Annotated in this window: 21 protein-coding genes; 20 read left to right on the plus strand and 1 reads right to left on the minus strand. The window is 39.9% G+C overall.

The features are described 5' to 3' along the window. Positions 1 to 14 precede the first annotated feature (14 nt). The 12 genes from MKX35_RS06840 to MKX35_RS06895 all read left to right on the plus strand — a co-directional run bounded on the left by MKX35_RS06840 (position 15) and on the right by MKX35_RS06895 (position 17254). Positions 15 to 2309: a glycoside hydrolase family 95 protein gene (locus tag MKX35_RS06840; RefSeq protein ID WP_076300930.1), complete on the plus strand. Its 2295-nt coding sequence runs from the start codon at positions 15 to 17 to the stop codon at positions 2307 to 2309. A 183-nt stretch (positions 2310 to 2492) separates the two neighbouring features. Next, on the plus strand, positions 2493 to 5810 hold the full coding sequence (locus MKX35_RS06845) for an S-layer homology domain-containing protein (RefSeq protein ID WP_076300931.1): 3318 nt from the start codon (positions 2493 to 2495) through the stop codon (positions 5808 to 5810). A 131-nt stretch (positions 5811 to 5941) separates the two neighbouring features. Next, a complete protein-coding gene (locus tag MKX35_RS06850) occupies positions 5942 to 6949 on the plus strand; it encodes a peptidylprolyl isomerase (protein WP_341043973.1) in 1008 nt (335 codons plus the stop codon). A gap of 267 nt (positions 6950 to 7216) precedes the next feature. Beyond that, the gene (locus MKX35_RS06855) at positions 7217 to 8122 is read left to right on the plus strand and encodes an NAD(P)/FAD-dependent oxidoreductase (protein ID WP_076300933.1); all 906 of its coding nucleotides are present in this window, start codon (positions 7217 to 7219) and stop codon (positions 8120 to 8122) included. Positions 8123 to 8247: 125 nt separating this feature from the next. Further along, positions 8248 to 8727 carry a cysteine hydrolase family protein gene (locus MKX35_RS06860; protein WP_341044455.1) on the plus strand — a complete coding sequence of 160 codons (480 nt, stop codon included), beginning with the start codon at positions 8248 to 8250 and terminating at the stop codon, positions 8725 to 8727. Positions 8728 to 8833: 106 nt separating this feature from the next. Then, the gene (locus MKX35_RS06865; RefSeq protein WP_076300934.1) at positions 8834 to 9502 is read left to right on the plus strand and encodes a Type 1 glutamine amidotransferase-like domain-containing protein; all 669 of its coding nucleotides are present in this window, start codon (positions 8834 to 8836) and stop codon (positions 9500 to 9502) included. A gap of 215 nt (positions 9503 to 9717) precedes the next feature. Next, positions 9718 to 10206 carry a DUF2199 domain-containing protein gene (locus MKX35_RS06870; protein WP_076300935.1) on the plus strand — a complete coding sequence of 163 codons (489 nt, stop codon included), beginning with the start codon at positions 9718 to 9720 and terminating at the stop codon, positions 10204 to 10206. A 547-nt stretch (positions 10207 to 10753) separates the two neighbouring features. Further along, on the plus strand, positions 10754 to 11596 hold the full coding sequence (gene yidC / locus MKX35_RS06875; protein WP_076300936.1) for a membrane protein insertase YidC: 843 nt from the start codon (positions 10754 to 10756) through the stop codon (positions 11594 to 11596). Positions 11597 to 11641: 45 nt separating this feature from the next. Beyond that, on the plus strand, positions 11642 to 11992 hold the full coding sequence (locus MKX35_RS06880) for a DUF6678 family protein (protein ID WP_341043977.1): 351 nt from the start codon (positions 11642 to 11644) through the stop codon (positions 11990 to 11992). Between the two features lie 373 nt (positions 11993 to 12365). Beyond that, a complete protein-coding gene (locus MKX35_RS06885; protein ID WP_076300937.1) occupies positions 12366 to 12770 on the plus strand; it encodes a GNAT family N-acetyltransferase in 405 nt (134 codons plus the stop codon). Positions 12771 to 12838: 68 nt separating this feature from the next. Beyond that, positions 12839 to 13267, plus strand: coding sequence for an SRPBCC family protein (locus MKX35_RS06890; RefSeq protein ID WP_076285537.1), 429 nt, complete (start codon positions 12839 to 12841; stop codon positions 13265 to 13267). A gap of 483 nt (positions 13268 to 13750) precedes the next feature. Then, entirely contained in the window at positions 13751 to 17254 is a 3504-nt protein-coding gene (locus MKX35_RS06895; protein ID WP_076300938.1) for an alpha-amylase family glycosyl hydrolase, read from the plus strand. Between the two features lie 82 nt (positions 17255 to 17336). On the opposite strand, the gene MKX35_RS06900 is transcribed toward MKX35_RS06895, so the two are convergent. Then, complete coding sequence (locus MKX35_RS06900) at positions 17337 to 17930, minus strand: YdeI/OmpD-associated family protein (RefSeq protein WP_076285535.1); 594 nt, start codon at positions 17928 to 17930, stop codon at positions 17337 to 17339. A 178-nt stretch (positions 17931 to 18108) separates the two neighbouring features. On the opposite strand from MKX35_RS06900, the gene MKX35_RS06905 reads away from it, so the two are divergent. From MKX35_RS06905 to MKX35_RS06940, 8 genes are all read left to right on the plus strand, one after another. Next, positions 18109 to 18987, plus strand: a complete 879-nt coding sequence (locus tag MKX35_RS06905; protein ID WP_076300939.1) for an aminoglycoside phosphotransferase family protein — start codon at positions 18109 to 18111, stop codon at positions 18985 to 18987. A 229-nt stretch (positions 18988 to 19216) separates the two neighbouring features. Further along, positions 19217 to 19780, plus strand: coding sequence for an alkyl hydroperoxide reductase subunit C (gene ahpC / locus MKX35_RS06910; RefSeq protein WP_042192019.1), 564 nt, complete (start codon positions 19217 to 19219; stop codon positions 19778 to 19780). A 14-nt stretch (positions 19781 to 19794) separates the two neighbouring features. Beyond that, entirely contained in the window at positions 19795 to 21324 is a 1530-nt protein-coding gene (gene ahpF / locus MKX35_RS06915) for an alkyl hydroperoxide reductase subunit F (RefSeq protein ID WP_076285533.1), read from the plus strand. Positions 21325 to 21548: 224 nt separating this feature from the next. Then, positions 21549 to 22370 carry a methyl-accepting chemotaxis protein gene (locus MKX35_RS06920; protein WP_076300940.1) on the plus strand — a complete coding sequence of 274 codons (822 nt, stop codon included), beginning with the start codon at positions 21549 to 21551 and terminating at the stop codon, positions 22368 to 22370. Positions 22371 to 22484: 114 nt separating this feature from the next. Next, on the plus strand, positions 22485 to 23201 hold the full coding sequence (gene deoD / locus MKX35_RS06925; protein WP_076300941.1) for a purine-nucleoside phosphorylase: 717 nt from the start codon (positions 22485 to 22487) through the stop codon (positions 23199 to 23201). A 247-nt stretch (positions 23202 to 23448) separates the two neighbouring features. Continuing rightward, positions 23449 to 24459, plus strand: coding sequence for a cation diffusion facilitator family transporter (locus MKX35_RS06930; protein ID WP_081383081.1), 1011 nt, complete (start codon positions 23449 to 23451; stop codon positions 24457 to 24459). Positions 24460 to 24532: 73 nt separating this feature from the next. After that, on the plus strand, positions 24533 to 24853 hold the full coding sequence (locus MKX35_RS06935) for a metal-sensitive transcriptional regulator (RefSeq protein WP_042131123.1): 321 nt from the start codon (positions 24533 to 24535) through the stop codon (positions 24851 to 24853). Positions 24854 to 24960: 107 nt separating this feature from the next. Continuing rightward, positions 24961 to 25197, plus strand: coding sequence for a glutaredoxin family protein (locus MKX35_RS06940; protein WP_060625785.1), 237 nt, complete (start codon positions 24961 to 24963; stop codon positions 25195 to 25197). Positions 25198 to 25255 lie beyond the last annotated feature (58 nt).

The raw sequence follows: 25255 nt of genomic DNA on the forward strand, positions 1-25255 counted from the left end.
TGGGAGGCGTTATTATGATTCAAGAAGAGTCATCGAATTATTCGAAACGAATTTGGTTCAACAAATCTGCAACAGATTGGAATGAAGCTCTACCTGTTGGAAATGGCAGGCTAGGAGGCATGATTTTCGGTGGTGTTCGAGAGGAAAGGATCGCACTCAATGAGGACAGTGTATGGTCAGGGCAACCGCATGAGAATGAAAATCCTTTGACGCAAATTTCGTTAGATCAAGTCCGCGACTTGCTATTCCAAGGCAAACACAAAGAGGCGCATGATCTTGCACATGAAACAATGCGCATTCCTAATAACCCGAATTACGGAAACTATCAGCCGCTTGGCGATTTGTTGCTCTCATTTAGGCTGCCAGAGGGTGAGCCGTCTAATTATGAACGGGAATTGGACTTGAATACAGCGATTACAACCACATCATACCGTTTCGGAGAAACTCATTTTTTACGTCGAGTATTCTGCAGCTTTCCGGATCAAGCACTTATCGTTAGGTTAGAACAGGAAGGGCAGCTTCTTCGAGATTATGCTTGCACGATTATGTTGGATCGGAAACAACCGGTTAAGCTAACGTTCGATGGCTGCGATACGCTCATGATGAGCGGGGAGTGTGAGGATGGCGGGGTTGGTTTTGAGGTGCAGCTGCGTGTCGTTCTAGAAGAGGGTTGTGTCTTCCCAGTTGAATCTGGCTTGCGCCTTGAAGGCTTTCGAACGGCAACTATATTTATGACCGCTCAAACTACTTACCGGAAGAGGGAACCTGCACTCGTTTGCCGAGAAGAATTGGATAAAGCAGTGTGCAAAGGTTACGAAGCTATCCGATTGTCTCACGTAAAGGACCATGGTGAGCTGTTCGAACGGGTTCAACTGCGCTTAGACGAAGGTGGGAAAGAAAACATACCCACGGATATTCGGCTAGAAGCATTTCGCCATGGAGAAATTGATCTCAGCTTGATTGCGCTGCATTTCCACTTTGGGCGATATTTACTCATTGCATGTTCGAGGCCTGGGACGCTTCCGGCTAATCTTCAAGGCATATGGAACGAGAGCTTTACACCACCCTGGTTCTCCGACTATACGATCAATATAAACCTGCAGATGAACTATTGGCTTGCAGAAACCTGCAATCTGTCAGAGCTTGCGGAGCCCCTTTTCACCTTTTTGGAGGCGTTACGCCGGGAAGGAAGACGAACTGCTTTGGAGCGTTATGGCAGCAATGGCATTGCATTCGGCGTTCGTACGAATCCTTGGCACACGACGACCCTTCGGAACTACGTGCATTTGCTGTGGCATGAAGGAGCAGCATGGCTGGCTTCACATATGTGGGAGCATTATTTATTTAGCGGTGATCTCGATTTTCTGCGACTGAGGGCTTATCCGTTCATAAAGGAGGCAACACTCTTTTATCTCGACTTTATGGTTGAGCACCCGGTTACAGGACACCTAGTATCTGGACCGACAACGTCGCCCGAGAATCAATATATCGCGCCTGACGGCACAATCGGAAGCCTTGATATGAGTCCAGCAGCTACGGTGCAAATTATTAACGAGCTTTTTGAACAATGCATTAAAGCTGGCCCCGTAGTTGGTGAAAACGAGGGTTTCTTGGAAATAGTTTCCCAGGCTAAGGAGAGGCTACCCCCTTTGCGTATCGGTAAGAAAGGACAACTGATGGAGTGGTCTGAGGATTATGTAGAAGAAGAACCAGGTCACCGTCATATGTCCCATTTGTACGGCCTTTTCCCAGGAACCAGTATTCATCAAGGGAGTCCAAATTTGATTGAGGCCGCGAGGCGTACGATTGAACTACGCTTGGCAAATGGCGGTGGTCATACTGGCTGGAGCTGCGCGTGGTTGATTAATCTATTCGCACGTTTAGAGGACGGAAACCAAGCGGAAACTATGATTGAGATGCTGTTGCGGCACTCTACACAATTCAATCTCTTAGACGTTTGTCCGCCATTTCAAATTGACGGTAATTTCGGCGGATCAGCAGGTGTGGTTGAAATGCTGCTGCAGAGCACTTCCGATGAACTTGCTTTACTGCCTGCTCTTCCGGACTCGTGGAGCAACGGCTTCGTTTCAGGTTTACGCGCACGTGGAGGCTTCGAGGTTTCCATAACGTGGGAGGTAGGCTTGCTAAAAGAAGCGCGTATTGTTGCTTCACGTGAACAACAATGTTTTATTCATGCTACACAAGCTTTCATTATTGATGGCGAAGCTGCAACAATACAACGACTTGCCCCGAATCGAGTTTATGCAGAAGTGAGCGCAGGGGCTTGCTTGATTATCCGCGCCGAATAATTAGACATATGAACAGACAGAGAAGATCACTTATTGTCCTGTAAGGTGATCTTCTTGGGTTCTTCAAAAGAGGAAACGAATTTGAATTTTAACTTAGCTATGGATGTAGCTTTTTATTATGATCAACTTTATGTAAGCGCATACTTTTAACGGTAGATCAACTGAAGGGAGTAGATCTCTAGCATGGTTAAAAAGATATTATTTCAATTCATGCTGTTTTCATTGTTGTATTTCTCAATTTCTGCGGTTAGTTTTGCGTCTTCCATTGTAATTGATAATGGGGATGAAGGGTATGAGGAGAACGGTAAATGGGAGAAGAGTGGTGTGCTGGGTTATAAAGGTTCTGGATCAAGATATACAACCGAACCAGGGAGTTGGGCAAAGTGGACCCCGAAAATTCAGAATCCAGGAGAGTACGAAGTATTTATCTACAGCCTTGTCAATGCCGCTAGTGAGAGTAACGTCGAAATTGAGGTTGTACACGAAAATGGAACGGATCTTATATTTCAGAATTGGAAAGCTGGGACGCCAGGTTCATTAAGTTCATCAGGTTGGGTTAGTCTAGGGGTTTATACTTTCACCGAAGAGAATTCGGGATATGTAAAGATAACTAAAAACTCAAAGGATCGGAATTTATATACACGGGCGGATGCAGTGAGATTTGAAGATTTGAATCCTCAGGTACCAGAGGAGCCAGAAGTAGTACCATCAGCGACCTATTATATTGATCCTTTTAATGGAAATGATTTAAATACTGGAACTAATGCGGATGCTGCATGGCAAACTCTTGAAAAGGTCAATTCTGTTGTTTTCCAGCCAGGAACTAAGCTTCTATTTAAAGCTGGAGGGTATTGGAAGGGACAGTTGAAGCCTCAAGGATCGGGTAGTGATGGAAACCCTATCATTATTGATCGATATGGAACAGGCAATAAACCTATTATTGATGGAGATGGAATAATTGATGAGGGGGTAGTACATCTTTTTAATCAGGAGTATTGGGAAATTAATAATTTGGAAATTATCAATGACGCTCCAGAAGCGGCGAGTAGGTACGGCATTTATATTCAAATTGACAATGAAGATAGTGAGAATCCTTTAACAGCAGATCATATTTATGTTAAGGATTGTTATGTGCATAATGTTAAAGGTGATAATCGGAGTCCCCATACAGGGGTAGGCATATTTTATTATGTGACAAGTGCGGATACCTCGACTTTTAATGATATTTTAATCGAGAATAATACAGTTAAAACCGTTGACCGATCGGGAATTATTCTGAGAAGTCCAGATGGAACATTTAGTACGAATGTAGTGATTAGAAGCAACTTTGTTGAAGACATAGGCGGAGATGGGATCGTTGCAAAAACGAGTAAAGCGCCTCTAGTAGAATACAATATAGCAAAGGATACCTCAGCAAGAGCTAATAATGCTAACGTTGCGATATGGACCTGGTACACGGAGGATGCTACCGTTCAATACAATGAAGCCTATGGCACAAAACGTCTGCCTAATAATTTAGACGCCCATGGTTTTGATAGTGATTTTAATAATCGTCGGAATATCTTCCAATACAATTATAGTCATGATAATGGCGGGGGCTTTATGCTTATCATTAACGCTACTGAAGGCGGTTATAATGATTCTACTATTGTTAGATATAATATTAGTCAGAATGATAAGGCAAAGGTAATTGAATTATTAGGTGATAATACGAATGCTCAAATTTACAATAACACTATCTATCTGGATAGCTTATCCAACGCATTGATGGTACGAGTTAGTAACTATTTCGGCATTCCGAAGTCAGCAAGCTTTTATAATAATATATTTTATAATTTAGGAAGTGGCAGTTATGAATTTCCTAAAGTAGAAAACTTTTTGTTTGATACCAATATCTTTTATGGCATGTCGCCACCGGTTTCAACAGAGGAAGCGGACATTACTGTCATAAATTCGGTATACGGTGATCCAAAGCTGGTGAACCCTGGTTCTGGCGGAATGAACATCGATTTTGGCGATCCGAACAGACTTAGTGGGTATAAGCTACAATTGGATTCATCTGCGATCAACGCTGGTCTAGTTATCGAGAACAATGGAGGAATCGATTTCTGGGGAAATTCATTGTACAATGGGCAGCCGGATATTGGGGCATTTGAATATCATCCCGAGACTAACAGTGGGTCAGGCAACAATGGCAACGGAAATACGGGATCAGGAAGCAATATCATATATGTTACCCCAACTCTTCCGCCCTCTAGTAAAGATGCTTCACTTTATATACCAAAAGATACTGAGCTTCGGAAAGATTCTATGAAGGATGGAAATAAAGCAGTAAATGTCGTGATTGATAGTAGTCGACTAGCTCGAAAATTAGCTGATCTAAGCGTTAAGGATAAACCCACACTAACAATCGATATACCAGGGGGGCATTCATCGGTCGCTGTTCAATTACCACTGTCTATATTGTATAACAGTCTTAAAGATAATTCAGAAACTGTGATAACTGTAAAAAGTGACTTAGGTTCATTCGATTTTCCGCTTGAAATATTGAAGCGCAAAGAAATCGAGGCTGTGAATGCTTCTGATACAGGTGCCGCTCTGATCGTCCGTATGGATAAGAATAATACACAGATGACACAGCAGTTTGATCAAGCGTTTGCCAATCAAGGATTAGGTCGTTTAAGCGATATTTTTGAGTTCAAAGTATTTCTTAAATCTAATGATAAAGTAGAAGAAATTCGTAACTATGGCGACAAATTTATTACACAAGTGCTGAAAGTAAATAAAGCTATTAAGAATACTTCGCGAGTTACTGCAGTTGTTTACGATCCGGTTAGTGGGAAATTGAAGTTTATTCCATCGTTCTTCACTGTGAAAAATGATCAGACAGAAGTGGTGATTAACAGCAATACAAGTAGTTTGTACACCATTGTTCAATACGAGAAAGTATTTGAAGATATGGATGGACACTGGGCAAAAAGGGATGTGGAGAGCTTGGCTGCCAAAATGGTTATCCAAGGAACAACAAACCGCTTGTACTCACCAGATATGCAGGTTACACGTGCACAGTTCGCAGCTCTTCTCGTAAGGGCACTAGGATTGTCTTCGGATTTCGTTTCTAATGCATTTGCGGATATTACTTCTTCGATGTGGTATGCATCAGAAGTCAATGTCGCTGCGAAATATGGCTTGGTTCAAGGAACGGGTGAAGGTGAATTCGATCCTGATAGCCTTATCACGAGAGAGCAAATGGTCGTTATGATGATGAATGCTGTTCGATTAATCGAGGGGGATGGGGGAACCGAAGTATCCAGTAATATTCCTTTTGAAGATAAAGAACAGATATCAGACTATGCATACGGTGCTATAGGAGCTGCTTTAAATGAAGGCCTGATAACTGGAAGGACGGCAACAACCTTTGCTCCACAAGACGCTGCGACACGTGCTGAAGCTGCTGTCCTCTTAAAGCAAGCCATGCAATATTTGAGGCTTATGAATTAAATTAATTATCTGGAATATCTGAGTTAAAGGTTGATTTAATATCAACCTTTAACTTTGATGATCTAAAAATATTTAAAGTTCATTCCTATGTGAGAGGAGTGTTATCTTTGATGAAGACGTTCATTATACTAGTGACAGTTATTGTTGCTTTGCTATCCTTATTTCTTATTGCACCGTCTTCCAATAATGATGTTGAAGATATTCAAACCGTAGCGACAATGAATGGTGAACCGATTCAAATCCCAGAATTCATGCTTATTTTGAACAATAATTATGTTGCAAAAACATATAATTATTTTTCAAATAACTACGGTGTCAAAAATTATAAAGATTTTTGGACAACAGTCTATGGTAACGAAAAACCTATAGACTATGCAAAGAATTTGGCCTTGAAAGAGTTGATTAGAATAAAATCAGAACAAATATTGATGAAAGAGTATGGAGTGGCTAACGATATTTCTTATGGATCCTTCTTGAATGAACTTGAACAAGAAAACAAACGGAGAAAAATAGCAGTTGATAATAATCAGGTGATATACGGTCCGATTGAATATAGCGAGTATCAATATTTTTCACATGTATTTGCTAATCATGTTGTAGAGCTTAAGAAAAAACTTGAAAAAGAAACCTTTAATATTAATGAAAGCGACTTAAGAGCGTTATATGAAAATGTAAAAGAAGAGTACTTCATGGATTCATATCAAATAAAAGTAGAAAAAATAAGTATGAAAAAAAGTAAGAACGCAGACAAGGTAATGAAGAACTTGTTAACAAGTCTACAAAATGGATATTCTTTTAAACAATTAAGTAATGCTAATCAAGAGATCTTGTTTGAAACACAGACCTTCAATGAAACTACATCAAAAACGGATTATGATGTAAATCCACAACTTCTTAATGAAGCCAAAAAAATAAGCGTTGGTGAGATTAGTAATATTATAGAAGAAAATAACACTTTAACAATTATAAGATGCATAGAAAATAAAGATAGAGGTTTTCAAGAGTATGACAAAGTTAAGGAGCAAGTCAAAACCCAAATCATAGATGAAAAATATGAGGAACTGATTCATAATAAAATAGAACATGCGGATGTGGAAATTTCCGATGTTGTGTTTAATAATTTAATCGTAGAGCAGTAGAGAATTCTACAATGAAGATGGGGCTCAAATCAGGTTTGAATGGAATAAATGCTTGCGTTTTAGTTATATCGAAGTTATTATAGACTCCTAAAGCCTTTAATTGGTTTACTGAATGAAATATTCAAAGCGGTGGGCACCGACTCAGACGGAAGCAGATCTTCTTTCTGGATATCATCCGTGCGATCCGTTCTTTTTTTGGGAATATTACAGATAACATAAGTCTCTAATATCTTTAATATAAATTGAAAAGCGAAAGGGAGAATTAGTATGACTCATGATTGTGTAATTATCGGTGGAGGACCGGCGGGTCTAAATGCTGCTCTCGTGCTAGGCAGGGCAAGAAAAAGTGTGATTGTGATTGATGAAGGACGCGCACGTAATAGGGTTACTCGAGAAACGCATGGCTTTCTTACTAGAGATTCTATAAGTCCAGGCGAATTTAGGAGGATTGCGAAGGAGCAGATTAGTGCCTATCCATCCGTTACTTTTGCGGAAGATACCGCCCTATCGATTACGGGAACCGATGGCGATTTTCAAATTACGACGGTTCAGGGTCAGACTTTTCAAAGTAAAAAAGTGCTCTTCGCCATAGGGATGAAGGACCTCCCGATGGATATTAAGGGACTCTCAGACGTATATGGTAAAAGCGCCTTTATCTGCCCCTATTGTGATGGATGGGAACTAAGAGATCAGCCTCTTGTCGTAATTGTTAAGGGAGCCGATGCAACGCATATGGCCCAAGTGTTATCTGGTTGGACGAAAAAGATTACCATATGTACTAATGGATCTGATGACTTGACGGATGCACAACGCGAAGAGCTAAATCAACATAACATTCCTGTCTATGACTCACCGATTCAGTCGATCGAATCTGACAATGGCATGGTGCAGCAAGTTGTGTTGAAGGATGGTACTAGCATCGGATGTACGGGGATATTTTTTAGACCGAAGCTCATGATCGGGTCGGGTTTGCCACAAGCCATTGGTTGTGAACTCACAGAAACAGGAGCAGTCATCATCGATAATCTCGGTAAAACGAACGTTTCAGGCGTTTATAGTGCCGGTGATGCAGCAACACATCTTCATCAAGCCATTATTGCCGCTTCTATGGGCTCCTTAGCTGGGGTCGGCATTAACAACGAACTAAATGAAGAGGAATGGCGTAACATATGATGTTATTGTACAAAATAGTCTAATTCATTTATTCCCTTGAGCTGAATCTTCATCCAGATTAGTATAGAAACTAGCTATATTTATTCTGAGAGGGGTAGTTCAAAATAAAAATTGGATTTCTAATTATTGATATGCAAAACCTTTTCTTACACGATCATATGGAGAAGTTAAATGTAAGTGAGGCTTGTGAATACATTAATCATGTGTCTGGGTTACTTCGTGCGAAGGACCAAATCGTCATCCATATACAAGACATGGAAGGGGCGAATGCGGATACGGATCCAGAAGCAAGAAATAGCATACCGGAAATTACAGTAGCACCGACAGATATCCAGATGGCAAAAGAATATTCTAATGCTTTTTGGAGGACGGATTTGGAACAACTTCTACGTGAACATGGTGTTGAATTCATCATCGTTGCGGGCTTCGCCGCAGAACATTGTGTAACCTTTACTATTAACGGTGCACAAGAAAGAGGCTTTCAAGCAGCCCTTTTACAGAAGGCAATCCTTAGCACACGGCCAGATGCTATTACCTCGATTTACCGTGATCGGCACATGATCTCTTACCCGGTGATCGAATTTTTAATGGAGACCATTGCTTGAGATTCTACTAATAGAAGCTATTGTTTATAATTGGAGTTACGTATTAGATAACTAATATGTAACTTCATTTTATTATTGTGAAAAATACATATGGAGGTAATTAAGTTTGAGTACTCACTACTATCTCAGTTGGTTTAATAATTTTTTTCCAGAGAAGCTGGTCCATTGTTTGCATGAGGATATACAAGACAGAAAATCGCTTGTTATGATTAGCGCTGAACCGTCTGGTTATACAGGGGAGCAAATTAACATTGATGATGTTTCTGAATGTACATGGTTAAATCAGGCTAACATTATTTTTGATGAATATCATTTCATTGATTACCGCATGCAGAAGGAAGATGCGCAGCGATTAATTCACAACGCTTCTGTCATTTTTTTATGCGGTGGAGATCCTGTTTTGCAAAACGATTTTTTGGCGGATTATGAATTATCAAATGTTATTAAGAACAGCAATGCCGTTATAATGGGTGCCAGCGCCGGTGCGATAAACATGGCTGCAAAATGGTTATGCTTGAAAAACACTGGCAATGAAGTTGAAACAAGTACTATTTATGATGGTATTGGCTTTGATCATTTTGCCTATGAATCTCATTCTAAACGCGACTACGCTACGTTTGTTCAAGGTTACCTGTTCCCCTTGTCTGAAGAGATTGATGTTTATGCGGCAGAACAGGAGAGTGCAATGCGTGTAAAGGACGGCAAAATAGAAATAATGGGTCCGGTATATTTAATTTCCCACTCAAAGATTCAGAAATTGGTTGAGACGCTCTAATTAGGCTTACAGCGAATCATCTGAGGTTATTAATATCTCCAGGACTTATTGTTTGGTAGAAATGATAAATTTTTTAGACCGCCTTCAATGGCGGTCTTTCTATGTCCGGCAGATGCTAGCTGTTCATTTTATTGAACTAACGGGCAGGATAACTCAGTAATTTCGCGAATAAGACGTTATAAGAAATCACCAAGAAACTATAAGGAGCAGAAAACATGAAATGCCCTCACTGTAACAACGAATTAAATGAACTTCCTTTATGTTACGGAAGTGAAGCGCCATATTATTTTTACACTGTACCAGAAGAGAAAAGAACAGAATTAATTAGAGATTTTTGTGTAATTGATGAACAGCATTTCTTTATTAGAGGACATATTGAAATACCAATAATTGATAGTAAAGAGAAATTTATATGGAGTGTTTGGGTTTCTCTTAGCGAAGAAAACTTTTTGAAATCTAATGAATTATTGCACGTAGAAGGAAGGGAAACTGAAAAACCTTATTTTGGTTGGTTATCGACTGAACTTTCAATATATCCAATAACTACATTATCGTTAAAGACAATGGTACATACACAAGAAGTTGGTGCTGTTCCGTTAATAGAATTAGAACAAACGAATCATCCACTTGCAGTTGAACAAAGAGAAGGAATTACAATGGAGAGAGTTAAAGAAATTGCTCATTTAATAAATCATAGTCTGTAAGAGAAGGATTTGAAAGTTGCTCTCCTTGGTCTGCTAAGGGTTTTTCGGTGAGGCGTAATCAGTAGATAACCCTGCAAGGCTAAGTCTATCGGACTGGTGCGTAATGTCGATTAAGCTAGCGGGGCACATTAGTGGAATAGCGGTTGCTTCGGCAGCCATTTTTTATTTGTTCAACTAACAGGCAGGTTAGTGAAACCACACAGTTTTCTCTAACGTATAATCATTATTCAAATTTTTCCAATATGGCTCATACAGAGGTGAACTTGGCTGGAGCATTTTTATGACTTGGTTCAATTGGCGTTCTCGATCGCTCTCATCTATTCCTTAGTGTCAATTCCATTCACCTATTTTTCTACACAAGAGATACACTGGGGTTATGAAATTGCTCCAGCCGGTTTAACTTGGTTTGTGGCTGTCAGACTGTCACAACCGAGCAGCATTCAGCGGTGGATAGTACGTACCGCCAGACGAAGAGAAGCACCTAATGAAGAAGACCATAGTCCTTCCCCACATTGATATTCCATACTTTCAATTAGGGAGGACAACGATGAAAAAGATTTTGTTGTTTCAAAAATGGGCCAAGCCCATTCTCGTCATGTTGATTGGAGTTATTCCGATCATTGTGCTCAGCGGGTGTTCGACAGCATCCCAATCAAACTCGATTAATGCCGATTCAGCAGGGGTATTTAACCACTTTTTTATTTATCCATTTTCGATCTTGATCAAATTCTTCGCGAATGCATTTCACGGAAACTACGGATTATCGATCGTGCTGATGACTTTCATCATCAGACTCGCGATCATGCCGCTCATGATGAATCAAACCAAGAAACAAATGGACATGAAAGAAAAGATGGCCGTCCTCCAGCCGGAGTTAACTGCACTTAAGGAGAAGTATAAGAACGACGTCAGTGCGGATGCAAAAAAACAACAGCAAGTCGAGATGATGCAGCTCTACCAGAAGCATCAATTTAATCCCTTAAATATGGGGTGTTTACCGATGCTTCTCCAATGGCCGATCACCCTCGCATTTTACTACGCCATTCGTCGTACCCCAGAGATTGCAGCGGACGATTTTCTGTGGTTTAGCTTGGGGAAAACAGATATGATTTTGCCGCTTATTGCCGCTGCGGTGTATTACGTTCAGTTCCGCGTGTCTCAATCCGTTTCAGCGCAGTATCAGCAAAATCAAAATAACCAAATGGCTTTCATCGGATTGTTGTCACCGATCATGATGGGTGTATTTTCTTTTCAGATGCCCGCCGCGTTACCATTATATTGGGCAGTTGGCGGTATATTCATTATCGTGCAAACGATCATACTCAATAAAATGTACACGAAGCCAAATGTAGCGAGTAAAAACTTACCCACCGGTGTAGAAGATTTATGAAATTGAACCAGGTCATAAAAGCTGGAATAAACACTTGCAGTACTGATGGGAGAAAAAGGTGAATATATGGATTCAAATGAACTAAAACCTTTAATGAACAACACAAAATGGGAAGAAATAAGACAAGCAATGCTCAACTATGCTTTTCCAACCAAATGGAGGACTAAAGACATTGATACTGGCTATATCAGCCTTTGGGATGGAGATTGGTATTACCATTTTTCAGATGGTGGCTACAAATTTATTGAGTGGTTAGAAATTCATGCTGAAGATGACTTGATAAAAACTGATTTAATTCAAATCCTGAAAAAAATACATGTTCCAGGTGAAGTAACTACCGACTCCATCATAATTTATGGATATAACAAAACTAATGAATTCATTGATTATATTTGAGTAATTACACCAATGGGTAGCGTTAGCTCAAATACGATTAGGCAGCCGTCAGTCAACGCGATCAGCTGCCTTTATTCAACTAACGGGCAAATTAACGCTATAAACCTCTTAGGATTAGTATGCTTAGGTAAAAGAAGTATTCTCATGAATTCTTTAATGTAAATAAATACAAAATCCACTTCAGTTAATCCATTTTCTATACATATTTTTAAGAGTATATTGAGGTAATTAAAGTGATTATTCACTTTGATAAATCCGAAATTGCTTTGTCTATATTATTTTATGGCTTCGTAAGGATTGCAAAACCATCGAAATATGGGAGTTTAAAACAGATGTTGTGCCGTAGTTAGTTTTATGAAAGGAAGGTATAGGGGTGAGTATTTATTACGCTTCAAGCAAAGAGGATATCACTAAGGATGCACTCCAAGAGTTATTTCTTTCGGTAGAATGGGAGTCTGGCAAGTATCCAAACGAGCTTTTACAAGCAATCGGAGGGTCTCATTCAATTGTTACCGCTTGGGAAGGAGGAAAGCTTGTCGGTTTAATAAATGCTTTGTCAGATGGTGTTTTAACGGTATATTTTCATTATATGCTTATTAATCCGAGTTATAAGAGTATCGGTATAGGTAAGGAAATGATGAATATAATGCTTGATAGATATAAAGGGTGTAAAACAAAAGTATTAATTTCTTATCCTCATGCAGTGGATTTCTATAATAAATTTGGCTTTAATACAGAGGATGGAGCTACACCAATGTTCATCACAGAGTTGATATGATTGATGGTATAATTTTCGTATACAAATAATTACATAAATTAAATCCTTAAAAAAAGGGGATGAGCAATATGGCAAATATCGAGCACTTACAGACCGTGAATGTTCCAGCTTCAACGGTATATGAAGCATTAACCACTACAAAAGGACTTTCAGAAATATGGACAAATGAACTAATAGTCAATGATCAGATCGGTTGTATAAATGAGTTCCAATTCGGCGGCAAAGGTTTAACAAAGATGCGGGTTGATGAGCTTGTTCCCGATAAAAAGATTTTGTGGCAGTGTGTTGATTCAGATCCAGAATGGATAGGTACGACAATTTCTTTTGATATGAAGGAAAAAAACGGGAAGACTTCAATCATTTTTCGTCAGATGAATTGGGAGGAAGTGACCTCATTTTATCGCGTATGTAATTATAACTGGGCTATTTTTTTGTACAGTCTTAAACAGTATTGCGAAGAAGGCGAGGGTCTTCCGTATCATAAACGGAAGTTTTAGAACCATTGAAAACACGGATGGGTGACTAAAGTACATGATCCCGAGAACTGATTTCGAAAGTACTGGGTAAGTACGAAGAAGTTGTCACCCAAGTCTTGACAATCCTTCGTTCAACAAACGGGAAACCATAGTTCTATAAATAGCGGTAATCTAAGATTTTAATTTGCCTTGAACAACTGATGAATGAAAACGATTGAACTTTTGTGGTTAAACCATTAAATTTTTATGTTTTTAGCCTAAAAGATGCATTGACCCGGAAAAGGTTGGAGCCTATAATCATAAACAGGGAAAATTCATTAGATATGGAGCTATCTGTAACCTGAGGATTTCTCAATAGTTCTATTTGTAAACGCATACAATGAGGTTTTTCCATATTTTCTAAGAAGGAGGAGATTGATAAGTTAGATTGTTTCTTTTTTTCTCATTTTTGCAAACGTTTGCACAACGTAATTTGCACTTAAAATTAATGAGGAGGTTATTTAATTGGTACGAAAACAATCTAGGCGGTTTGTTTCTTGGTTGATCATTTTTTCGCTAATCTTTAGTTTATTCGGTTTATCGGGCGGGGCTTCAGCCAGCAACACTGATTATACAGTCTCCTATACGAACACCACAGCATCTTCTGTGACACTGCATTGGACTACGAATAATTGGACGAATACTACGGACACAGTCATGTCTAAAAGTGGGACCACGTTTACGGCCAACCTCAATGTGCAGGAGGGCGCAACACTCATTTATTGTTATCACATCACAGCCCCGACGGATAGCTGGGACAGCAACGGAGGGAAGAACTGGACGGTAGTTATTCCGGTTGCTGGGAAGTATGAAGCTGAGAGCGCAGCCTTGTCAGGTAGCGCAAAAATAAATACGAATCACAACGGATTTACCGGCACTGGTTTTGTTGATGGATACACAACCACAGGAGCAACTACCACCTTCAATGTTCAATCTTCCGTTGCAGGCGCCTATAATGCCACGCTTCGCTATGCCAATGCGACTGGCAGTGCCAAGCAAGTTTCCATTTATGTGAATGGAGCAAAGGTAAAGCAGTCCACTTTAGCGAATTTGGCAAACTGGGATACATGGAGTGACCAAACAGAAACGCTCTCCTTACAGGCAGGAAATAATACGATCGCTTACAAATATGACTCGGATGATACTGGGAATATCAATATCGACTATCTAACTCTTTCAGCCACAGCAACACCAACCGAAACACCAACAGTAACACCAACGCCAACACCAACCGTAACACCAACGCCAACACCAACGCCAACACCAACCGTAACACCAACACCAACAGTGACGCCTACACCAACACCAACCGTAACACCTACACCAACGCCAACTTCGGCTGGCTTAACGGTTCATTTTAAGAAACCAGCAAACTGGAGCTCAACGATCCGAATCCATTACTGGAATCTGAGTCCGACAACGGTTCCAACAAGCGGAGCTTGGCCAGGAATTCTGATGAAATCGGACGGAAACGACTGGTACAGCTATACTATTGCCAACGCCACCGGCACAAGCCTTATCTTTAATGATGGCAACGGCAAACAGACGGCCGACTTGTCCCGCAGTGTAAAAGAGGGCTGGTATAACGCAGATAATGTGTGGTATGACGCTAATCCAGAAATTCCGAAGATCCCCGTGATTTCAGTCTCTCCTACGCCGAAGACATATGATTCTGCCCAAACTGTGAAGCTCTCCAGTATCAATACTGGCGATAAAATCTACTATACGACAGACGGGTCGACACCAACGACATCTTCTACCTTATACACGGCTCCAATCCAAGTAGTTTCTACTACGACTATCAAGGCTTTTGGTGTTAACTCCTTAGGTCAAGCAGGCAGTGTAGGCACTTTTGCTTATGTCATTGACCTAAATCTCGACCTGCAGGCCCCAACGATAACCGCGAATTTACCTGTTGGGAATTCAAGCTCTGCGGTTACCGTCTCTTTTAATATAAAAGATAACAAAGCGGCAACGACCACTGCATATTACACAGATAATGGGACGGAACCAACTACCAGTTCAAATCTCTATATCTCGGGCAATGCTTTAACTGCTCTGGCAGGACCGTCCATTCTTATTAATAAGACGACGACACTGAAATTCCTGGTGGTCGATGGTGCCGGAAATGAAACGAAACAGAGCTTTATCTATACGATTGGAAATAAAGGCGATTTCCGTGAAGACACCATTTATTTCGTAATTACTTCACGATTCTATGATGGTGATCCGAGTAACAATGTACATTCATGGGAGGATGCTAAAGCAGGAAATCCGGATTCAGACCCAGCTTGGAGAGGTGACTTTAAGGGACTGATTCAAAAGCTAGACTACATCAAAGCGCTCGGATTCAGTGCTATTTGGATTACGCCAGTGGTGCAGAATGCCAGCGGGTATGATTATCATGGCTACCATGCGATTAATTTTTCCAAAGTAGATCCAAGGTATGAATCAGCGGGAGCCTCTTATCAGGAATTGATTAATGCAGCTCATGCCAAAGGGATAAAGGTTATTCAGGATGTTGTTGTGAATCATACAGGTAATTTTGGGGAAGAGAATCTGTTGCCTATGTTCAAAAAAGATCCGACTGCAGCGGACACCATAAATAACATGTTTAAAATTACGGATAAACTGCCAGCTAACTATGATACAATGACCCCTGATCAGCAATATCAGGCCAGACTCGCAATCATGAAAAATGCGGAAACCAACAATAACATGTATCATACCGAAAAAAGTCTTTCCTGGGAATCTTACACCGTACAGACAGGACAGATTGCAGGAGACGCCGTGGACTTGAACACGGAAAATCCTGTAGTGAATCAGTATCTAATTGACAGCTATAATCAGTATATTGATATGGGTGTTGATGCTTTCCGGGTCGATACTGTGAAGCATGTGAGTCGGTATATTTTTAACAAATATTTTGTTCCTGCTTGGAAAACAAGAGGGGGCTCAAACTTCTTTGTCTTCGGTGAAGTGGCTACTCGGTATAGAGATGTATGGAACAGTGGAATTCCGGCAATATCGACTCCATTCTATACATGGAAAAGCTCGAAAGCCTATCCGGGTGATGGACAAAATGACTACGCTTCCAACAAGCTGTCTGTGGAACAAGAGTGGGCAGATAACTCTACTACAGCAGGGCAGCCAACCTCGAACAATGCTTTTTTAATAGGCAATAATTATCACGCACCTGACTATTCGATGAAATCGGGTATGGATGTTATTGATTTCCCGATGCATTGGGCATTCAAGACTGCACAGGAAGCATTCAGTATGAAGAGCGGTGATCAATATTATAACGATGCTACTTGGAATGTAACTTATGTTGACTCTCATGACTATGCACCTGACCAAGCCCCAGAGAATCAACGATTTGCAGGGACACAAAGCACTTGGGCTGAGAATCTCTCGCTGATGTTCACCTTCCGGGGAATACCTGCGATCTATTATGGTTCTGAAATTGAGTTTAAAAAAGGATCAGTCATCGATGTAGGCCCAAATGCACCACTTAGCTCAACAGGGCGTGCTTACTTTGGCGATCAAATTGAGGGTAGTGTTACTGTTCGGGACTACGGTAAGTATACAAATGCTACTGGCACACTTGCCGATTCATTAAACTATCCTTTGGCAAAACATATCAGACAACTCAATTTAATCAGAAGAGCTGTTCCAGCCTTGCAAAAAGGCCAGTATTCCACAGAAAATGTATCCGGTGAATTGGCATTTAAAAGAAGATATACCGATAGCGCAAAAGGTATTGATAGCTTTGCGTTAGTTACGATCTCAGGAAATGCGACATTTACCGGAATTCCGAATGGAACTTACGTGGATGCGGTGACTGGCGATACCAAAAACGTTACTAACGGTACAATCACTCTGGTATGCTCTGGAAAAGGAAACGCTAGAGTGTATGTATTGAACGGTAGCGGTGGAATTGGAGTAACCGGAACCTACCTGAAGTAGTATAAAGTCTTTTAGTAAAAAGAGAAGAAGCAACCTCAGTTCGGATTGTTCACCGATCTAAGGTTGCTTCTTCATATACAACTTAATCATTTAATCCTTTTCCATCCAGAATTTGCGGCATCCATTTTTCAACCCTAGATACTCGAGTTTTAGATTGCTTGGGCTCATTAAAATGATGAAGGTATGCTTTTTGCCGCCCGGGCGTCAAAGCTTCAAAAGCATTTTTCAAGGCAGGCATTTCATCAAGTTTAGTTTGAAATTCATCAGGAATGATGAAATCTGTATTCTTTTTGAATTCCACTTCCAAACCAGCTTTTTCAACTTCGATGGCTTCATAAATATATTCTTTTATGATGCTTTCTTTTTCAAGGATCTCTTGAACATTGGTGAACCGGATCTGGCGTGCAGCTTGTACATTCTCCGTTTGTTGAATCAGAATCCCATGGGTATCCTTTAATAAGACACCTTTATGAAACAGCAGTGCAATATATTCTTTAAATCCATGGATTAAGACTATGTTTTTGTTCTTAAACGTGTAACAAGGATGCATCCATTTAAAGTCTTCGGTCAGCTCACAGTCAAGAACGATATTTCTCAACGTCTCGTATTCTTCCTGCCACTGTTTTACTTTCCTTAGAAATCCATCTACCTTGGGATTCGTTTTGCTATTTGTCATTAAGGAACACCCTTCTTCCTCATAATAAAATTAAGCATTTTCAACTTCCATTTATTTAGCTTATCCTTTTTTCGGCCGATCTAACTGTACAGTTTGCATACAGACACTAGTAAAGCTAACATAATAGTAGATGTCTCTTATAAAAATGGCTAGTAAAACTTATGTTAGAGAGGTAATTATGAATACAATAACCGTCGATTTAGTTGCAAGATTAATCAATGAACAATTTCCAGAGTGGTCCGATTTAGAGATTAAACCAGTAAAATTCAGTGGGAATGATAATCGAACGTTTCATTTAGGTGAACATATGAGTGTGAGGTTACCAAGTGCAGCTGCTTATGCTCCACAAGTAGAGAAAGAGCAACTATGGTTGCCTATATTAAGTAAAGAACTCACGTTACCTATTCAAGTACCTTTAGCCAAAGGGAAGCCTAACGAAGAATATCCATTGCCGTGGTCTATCAATAAGTGGGTAGAGGGTGAGCCATTAACGTACCAAAATATTAATAATCTTAACCAGTTTGCAAGAGATTTGGGAGCATTTTTAATAGAATTACAATCTATTGATGCTAGTGGGGGACCTTTAGCAGGAGAACATAATTTCTATAGAGGTGGATCTTTAGCTGTATATGATGAAGAGTCTAGACATGCGATTGAGCATAATAAAGATATTTTTAAAGAAGATCTATTGAGAGAAATCTGGGAATTAGCATTAGATTCTAAATGGAATTCCAAGCCGGTTTGGGTTCATGGAGATATTGCGCCAGGGAATTTACTAGTCAAAGATGGAAAGCTGTGTGCAGTCATTGATTTCGGAATCTTGGGTGTAGGCGATCCTGCTTGTGATGCGGCAATGGCATGGACCTTTTTTGATGAGGATAGTAGAAAGGTATTCAAGGATGTATTACAGATGGATGAAGAGACTTGGAATAGAGCAAGAGGATGGGCTTTATGGAAAGCATTAATCACATATAATGGAAATCAATATTCTAACCCAAAGGTAGCGAGAGAATCTTTAAATATTATCAATCTAATAGCACATGACTTCGAATTGTAGAAATTGCCCTACATAAAACATGTAAACTAACCCATACTAGTTCATAAGTATGATAATTTATGAACATTTAGCGACTGACAACGATTATCATATTAGAATTATTATAAATAACTTGACAGGCCTTAATTTGGTTAATTATAATAATTACAAATAGTATTCAGATATGTGATGTTTGCAGATTTGAATATTGTATCCACAAAAAATAAAACTTAAAGGAGATTTTAATAATATGTCACTTATCGGAACAGAAGTCCTACCATTCAAAGCAAGCGCATTTCAAGATGGGAAATTCATCGATGTATCAGAAGAAAACTTTAAAGGTAAATGGAGTGTAGTTTGCTTCTACCCAGCTGACTTTACATTCGTATGCCCAACTGAACTTGAAGATCTGCAAAACCAATATGAAACCCTGAAACAATTGGGTGTTGAAGTATATTCCGTTTCCACAGATACTCACTTTACACATAAAGCATGGCATGAAAGCTCTGCAGCTATTGGCAAGGTAAAATACATTATGATCGGCGATCCTTCTCATGTGATTTCCCGTAACTTTGATGTTCTGATCGAAGCTGACGGTCTTGCTGATCGTGGTACATTCATCATTGATCCAGACGGTATTATCCAAACCGTTGAAATTAATGCTGGTGGTATTGGTCGCGATGCTAGTGCACTTGTTAACAAAATCAAAGCAGCACAATATGTACGCAATCATCCAGGTGAAGTTTGCCCAGCGAAATGGTCCGAAGGTGCAGAAACTCTTAAACCAAGTCTCGATCTTGTAGGTAAGATTTAAGGAGCGAAAGCTAAATGAAATTAGATCAAGAAATAAAAGCTCAACTAGCTCAATACCTAGAACTCTTGGAAGGCGACGTAGTACTGAAAATCAGTGCAGGCTCTGACGAAGCATCTCAAGAGATGGAAGCGCTGGTTGATGAAATTGCCAAAATGTCAGCTAGGATAACGGTAGAAAAAACCGAACTGCCTAGAACCCCAAGCTTTAGCGTAAATCGTGTGGGTGAAGATACGGGCGTAACCTTTGCTGGAACTCCGCTAGGACATGAGTTTACTTCATTAGTGTTGGCTCTATTGCAAGTTAGCGGAAGAGCGCCTAAGGTTGAGCAAAGTGTTATTGATCAGATCAAAAGCATTAATGGCGAATATAAGTTTGAAACTTATGTCAGCCTAAGCTGTCATAATTGCCCTGATGTTGTACAAGCACTGAACCTAATGAGTATCTTCAATCCTGGCATTACCCATACGATGATTGATGGCGGAGTGTTCAAAGAAGAGGTAGAACGCAAAGAAATTATGTCTGTTCCAAGCGTTTACCTTAACGGTGAATTTTTCGAAAGTGGTCGTATGACGGTTGAAGAAATTCTAGCTAAAATGGGTAGTACTGTAGACGCATCAGAGTTTGACAATAAAGCTCCTTATGATGTACTTGTTGTTGGCGGTGGCCCAGCAGGTGCAAGTGCAGCAATTTACGCAGCGCGTAAAGGAATTCGCACAGGGATTGTCGCTGAACGCTTAGGCGGACAGGTTAACGACACACTTGGCATTGAGAACTTTATCAGTGTAAATTACATTGAAGGTCCTCAGCTAGTGGCTAAACTCGAAGAGCAAGTGAAAGAGTATGGCATTGATGTGATGAAGTTACAACGTGCCACACGTTTAGATAAGAATGATTTAATTGAAGTTGAACTCGAGAACGGTGCTGTTCTAAAGAGTAAGACGGTCATTCTGTCGACAGGTGCTCGTTGGCGCAATATGGGTGTGCCTGGTGAAGCTGAATTCAAGAATAAAGGCGTAGCCTACTGCCCACACTGTGATGGTCCTTTGTTTGCAGGCAAAGATGTTGCCGTTGTCGGCGGCGGTAATTCAGGGATTGAGGCAGCTATTGACCTTGCGGGTATAGTGAAGCATGTAACGGTTCTGGAATTTGCTCCAGAGCTCAAAGCAGATGCTGTACTGCAAGATCGTCTCTACAGCCTACCTAACGTTACTGTGCTTAAAAACGTGCAAACGAAAGAAATTACCGGAACTGATAAGGTAGATGGTATTTCTTATATCGATCGTGCGACAGAAGAAACTCACCATATTGAATTACAGGGTGTGTTTGTACAGATCGGTTTGGTTCCGAACACAGATTGGTTAGGTGACATGGTTGAACGTACTCGCGTTGGCGAGATCGTTGTAGATAACCATGGTGCCACAAATGTACCAGGAGTATTTGCTGCTGGCGATTGCACTAATAGTGCTTATAAACAAATCATCATTTCGATGGGATCCGGTGCAACTGCAGCTTTAGGTGCATTTGATTATCTGATCCGCAACTAATCGATACTGTTAATTAAAGCAAGTAACCCAAAGCCCTCACTTTTCACAAGGTGGGGGCTTTTTTGTATGCTATCCGTATGTTATGAGAGAAAAAGGGGATTTGTAAACTTTTTTGGAGGATTTTATGAGAATTCCTCGAATACATATTTCAAATATGAATTAAGCAAAATTGAGAATTTAGCACGGTTGGAAAAACCTTTTGCTGGAATGGAGACTATATTTCTGTGATTAATAATATTGAATCTTTAGACAAATTTATCGCGATTATACCTATAATAAAATTATCTATTCCGGCTGATTTATCCATAGCCATATGTGATTTGGAACGGTTTGTTGCTTATTTTCCTGGCAATACCATTAATTTAAACATTACCGAAGGACAGCTTTTAAACAAAGAAGAACCGCTTTACATAGCTATACGAGAGAATCAAGAATTAAAGTCCGATGTTCCGGCCAACTTCTATGGATTTGAGTTTACGGGTACAGCGACACCTCTTCATGATCAAAACGGTCAGGTCATTGGCGGGATTGCAGTTCAGATTCGTAGACAAAGTGAATTAAAGGCTATTGTAGAACAAATCTCAGAATCACTGACCCAAGCTAATGAGCAAATCAATAATATTTCGTATGGATCCAATTCACTTGCGGATTACTCTCAGCAACTACTTATTCAATCCCAACAAGCTGGTAAGGATGTGGAGAATACTACAGAGGTCCTATCGATTATTAAAAAGGTTGCTGACCAAACGAATTTACTCGGGCTGAATGCAGCAATAGAAGCAGCTCATGCAGGTGAGAAGGGAAGAGGGTTTGAAGTCGTAGCTAAAGAGATTCGGAAATTTTCACGGGAAACCGTTTCTTCAACTCAAAACATAAATGAAACCATGTTACAGATTAAGGGGATTACGAACCAAATGGCTAATTCGATAGAGAAGATAGCGGCGATCGGACAAGAACAGGCTGCATCTGTTCAGCATACTTCTGCATTTATTGAGGAAATAAAAATAATGTCCCAAAAGCTTAACGAGTTTGCGAATAAATTGTAGCAAGAGAATCAGTTCTTTTTTTGTTGAAACAAAAGAATATTTTAAACGTATATTTAAATTCATGGATGGTATAGTAAGATAGTAGTTGAGTAACAAACTTAGGAGGAATAAATTATGTCAACGCCGCACAATGCAGCACAAAATGGTGAAATCGCCAAAACAGTATTAATGCCAGGAGATCCGTTAAGAGCGAAGTATATCGCAGAAACCTATTTGGAGAACCCAACCCAATTTAATACGGTACGGAATATGTTTGGATATACAGGCACTTACAAAGGTAAAGAAGTGTCAGTAATGGGTTCGGGAATGGGAATGCCAAGTATCGGTATTTATTCTTATGAACTATACAAAAATTATGGTGTGGAAAACATCATTCGCATCGGTAGTGCAGGTGCCTACACAGATAAATTGAATTTATTTGATGTGGTACTGGCGGATAGTGCGTGGAGTGAATCTACATACGCCTATGTGCAAAGTGGTGTAGAAGGAGACGTACAGCTGCCAAGTAAAGAATTGAACGAAGTCATTGAAGAAGCGGCTAAACGTATTAACAAGCCACTTTTGACGGCAAGAATTCATTCAAGCGATGTATTCTATCATGAAGACAACGTGCCAGGCCACAATGAATTTTACAATGAACATGACTGTGTATGTGTAGAAATGGAGAGCTATGCATTGTTCCATAATGCGAAAGTATTAGGTAAACAAGCAGCATGTATTCTTACTATTTCAGATTCATTAGTTACTCATGCAGTAACCACGGCAGAAGAAAGACAAAATTCTTTCAACAGCATGATGGAAGTTGCATTAGAAGCAGCGATTTCTCTTTAAGATTAAGAAGTGAAAGATAAACTAAAACATCTTTATACAGAAATTGTATAGAGGTGTTTTTTTTATTTTTATTTTTATAAACTTCTAGCTGAGGATATACCCTTAGGTTCGTTATTGACAAGAAGAAAAATCCAGATCATAATAACATATGAGCACTTGTTCATATGTTATTATGATCTGGAGCTTTTGAATACCACTGCGCGCGCATACAAATACTATCTTGCTGAAGGTAAATAGGAGGTAAATCATGAAGGACAAGAAGAATAATCACAATCATCAGATTGAGCGCTTAGACGGGCAACACTCTGATCACGATCACAGCGGTCACAATCACTCCCATGCAGGACATGATCATTCACATGGGCCTCACGGTCATCATCATTTTGATCCTAGCGGAAACAAGAAAGGACTAATGATTGCATTAATAATTACAGTAGGAATTATGTTTTTGGAGTTTTTTGGCGGACTGATCACTAACAGCTTAGCGCTGCTATCGGATAGTGGGCATATGCTAAACGATGCAAGCTCCTTAGCATTAAGCCTAGTAGCGGTCTGGTTTGCAACTAAACCTGCATCTCCCAATAAAACATATGGATTTCATCGGTTTGAAATTCTAGCGGCACTATTGAATGGGGTCACCTTATTTGTAGTTGCTGGTTTTATCATCGTGGAGGCTTATGGCCGATTCTTCGAGCCGCCTACGGTTGCAAGTGGTTCTATGATGCTGATCGCATGTATAGGTCTTTTAGCCAATGTTGCTAGTGCTTGGTCTCTTATGAGAAAAGGAGATGTAAAGAATAACATTAACCTTCGCAGCGCTTATCTTCATGTGCTTGGCGATGCTTTAGGCTCGGTAGGAGCTATTATTGCAGGTTTAGTTATGATGATTTTTGGCTGGTATATTGCTGACCCGATTATAAGCGTACTAGTTGCTCTATTAATTCTTAGAGGTGCTTGGGGAATCATCAAACATACCGTTCATGTTCTTATGGAAGGTACACCGATTACAGTGAATCCATCTGAGGTGAAGGCAGTTCTAGAAAGTATCGAGGGCGTTATAAATGTTCATGATCTTCATGTTTGGACAATTACCTCGGGTCTTGATTCACTAAGCTGCCATCTCTTAATCAAAGATCAGGAAGATGATCAACGTATTTTGCAGCAAGCCATTCAGTTAATAGCGGAACGCTTCAAAATCCAGCATACTACTATTCAAATTGAGACATCGGTGATATCCCATGAAGTGATGAAAGTCTAATTATATTTTATATTTTGAATAGATTAGGGGGGCTATAGTATAATAAAACTATATGGAAAGGAGTGATTGGTGCATGGAAGATCATACGCACGAGCACGAATCATGTAGCACGGGTGAACGAAAAAGTCATCACTCTGAGAAGACTAAAAAGAACCTGGTTAGCCGACTCAATAGAATTGAAGGACAAGTAAGAGGGCTAAAGGGATTAATTGAGAAGGACACCTATTGTGATGATGTGCTGCATCAAATCTCTTCGGTCCAATCTGCTTTGAACGGCGTAGGAAAGCTTTTGTTAGAACATCATATGAAGAGCTGTGTCGTAGAACGAATTCAAGATGGTGAAAATGAAGTGTTAGATGAGTTATTAATTACCATCAATAAATTAATTAAATAATTGATAATAGAAAGGATTCGTTGGAATCCTTTTTTATTTAGATTCATGTATAGTATAGGGGGGTATACTAATGTTGTTAGGAAATATACTGAAGGAGGACGACCCATATGAACGTAGAGGTATTTACAACACCGACTTGTGAGGATTGCAGAAATTTTAAAAAGTTCTTAAGTGAGCATCATATTCCATTTACTGAATTTAATATTGCAGATCATCCTGACCATGCAGATACGTTATTTAATCGAACTGGAAAAAGATTGGTTCCTACCATTTTCATTAACAATCAGGTATTCTTCGGATTTGTGTTCAATCGTCAAGAAATTGAGAAACAGCTGCTTGTCTAATGTTCAGTTCGGACAATTTCTCTGAGCATGATAAGTTAGCTCACGATTGGGTATATAT

It is taken from the genome of Paenibacillus sp. FSL R5-0923, from assembly GCF_038009145.1.
GTDB lineage: Bacteria > Bacillota > Bacilli > Paenibacillales > Paenibacillaceae > Paenibacillus_AQ.

Bases quoted from the DNA above. Each gene is read 5' to 3' on its own strand.
- MKX35_RS06870 (WP_076300935.1), top strand. From the start codon at position 9,718: ATGAAATGCCCTCACTGTAACAACGAATTAAATGAACTTCCTTTATGT.
- ahpC (WP_042192019.1), top strand. From the start codon at position 19,217: ATGTCACTTATCGGAACAGAAGTCCTACCATTCAAAGCAAGCGCATTT.
- yidC (WP_076300936.1), top strand. From the start codon at position 10,754: ATGAAAAAGATTTTGTTGTTTCAAAAATGGGCCAAGCCCATTCTCGTC.
- deoD (WP_076300941.1), top strand. From the start codon at position 22,485: ATGTCAACGCCGCACAATGCAGCACAAAATGGTGAAATCGCCAAAACA.
- MKX35_RS06935 (WP_042131123.1), top strand. From the start codon at position 24,533: ATGGAAGATCATACGCACGAGCACGAATCATGTAGCACGGGTGAACGA.
- MKX35_RS06840 (WP_076300930.1), top strand. From the start codon at position 15: ATGATTCAAGAAGAGTCATCGAATTATTCGAAACGAATTTGGTTCAAC.
- MKX35_RS06940 (WP_060625785.1), top strand. From the start codon at position 24,961: ATGAACGTAGAGGTATTTACAACACCGACTTGTGAGGATTGCAGAAAT.
- MKX35_RS06880 (WP_341043977.1), top strand. From the start codon at position 11,642: ATGGGAGAAAAAGGTGAATATATGGATTCAAATGAACTAAAACCTTTA.
- MKX35_RS06890 (WP_076285537.1), top strand. From the start codon at position 12,839: ATGGCAAATATCGAGCACTTACAGACCGTGAATGTTCCAGCTTCAACG.
- MKX35_RS06905 (WP_076300939.1), top strand. From the start codon at position 18,109: ATGAATACAATAACCGTCGATTTAGTTGCAAGATTAATCAATGAACAA.
- MKX35_RS06845 (WP_076300931.1), top strand. From the start codon at position 2,493: ATGGTTAAAAAGATATTATTTCAATTCATGCTGTTTTCATTGTTGTAT.
- MKX35_RS06930 (WP_081383081.1), top strand. From the start codon at position 23,449: ATGAAGGACAAGAAGAATAATCACAATCATCAGATTGAGCGCTTAGAC.
- MKX35_RS06900 (WP_076285535.1), bottom strand. From the start codon at position 17,930: ATGACAAATAGCAAAACGAATCCCAAGGTAGATGGATTTCTAAGGAAA.
- MKX35_RS06855 (WP_076300933.1), top strand. From the start codon at position 7,217: ATGACTCATGATTGTGTAATTATCGGTGGAGGACCGGCGGGTCTAAAT.
- ahpF (WP_076285533.1), top strand. From the start codon at position 19,795: ATGAAATTAGATCAAGAAATAAAAGCTCAACTAGCTCAATACCTAGAA.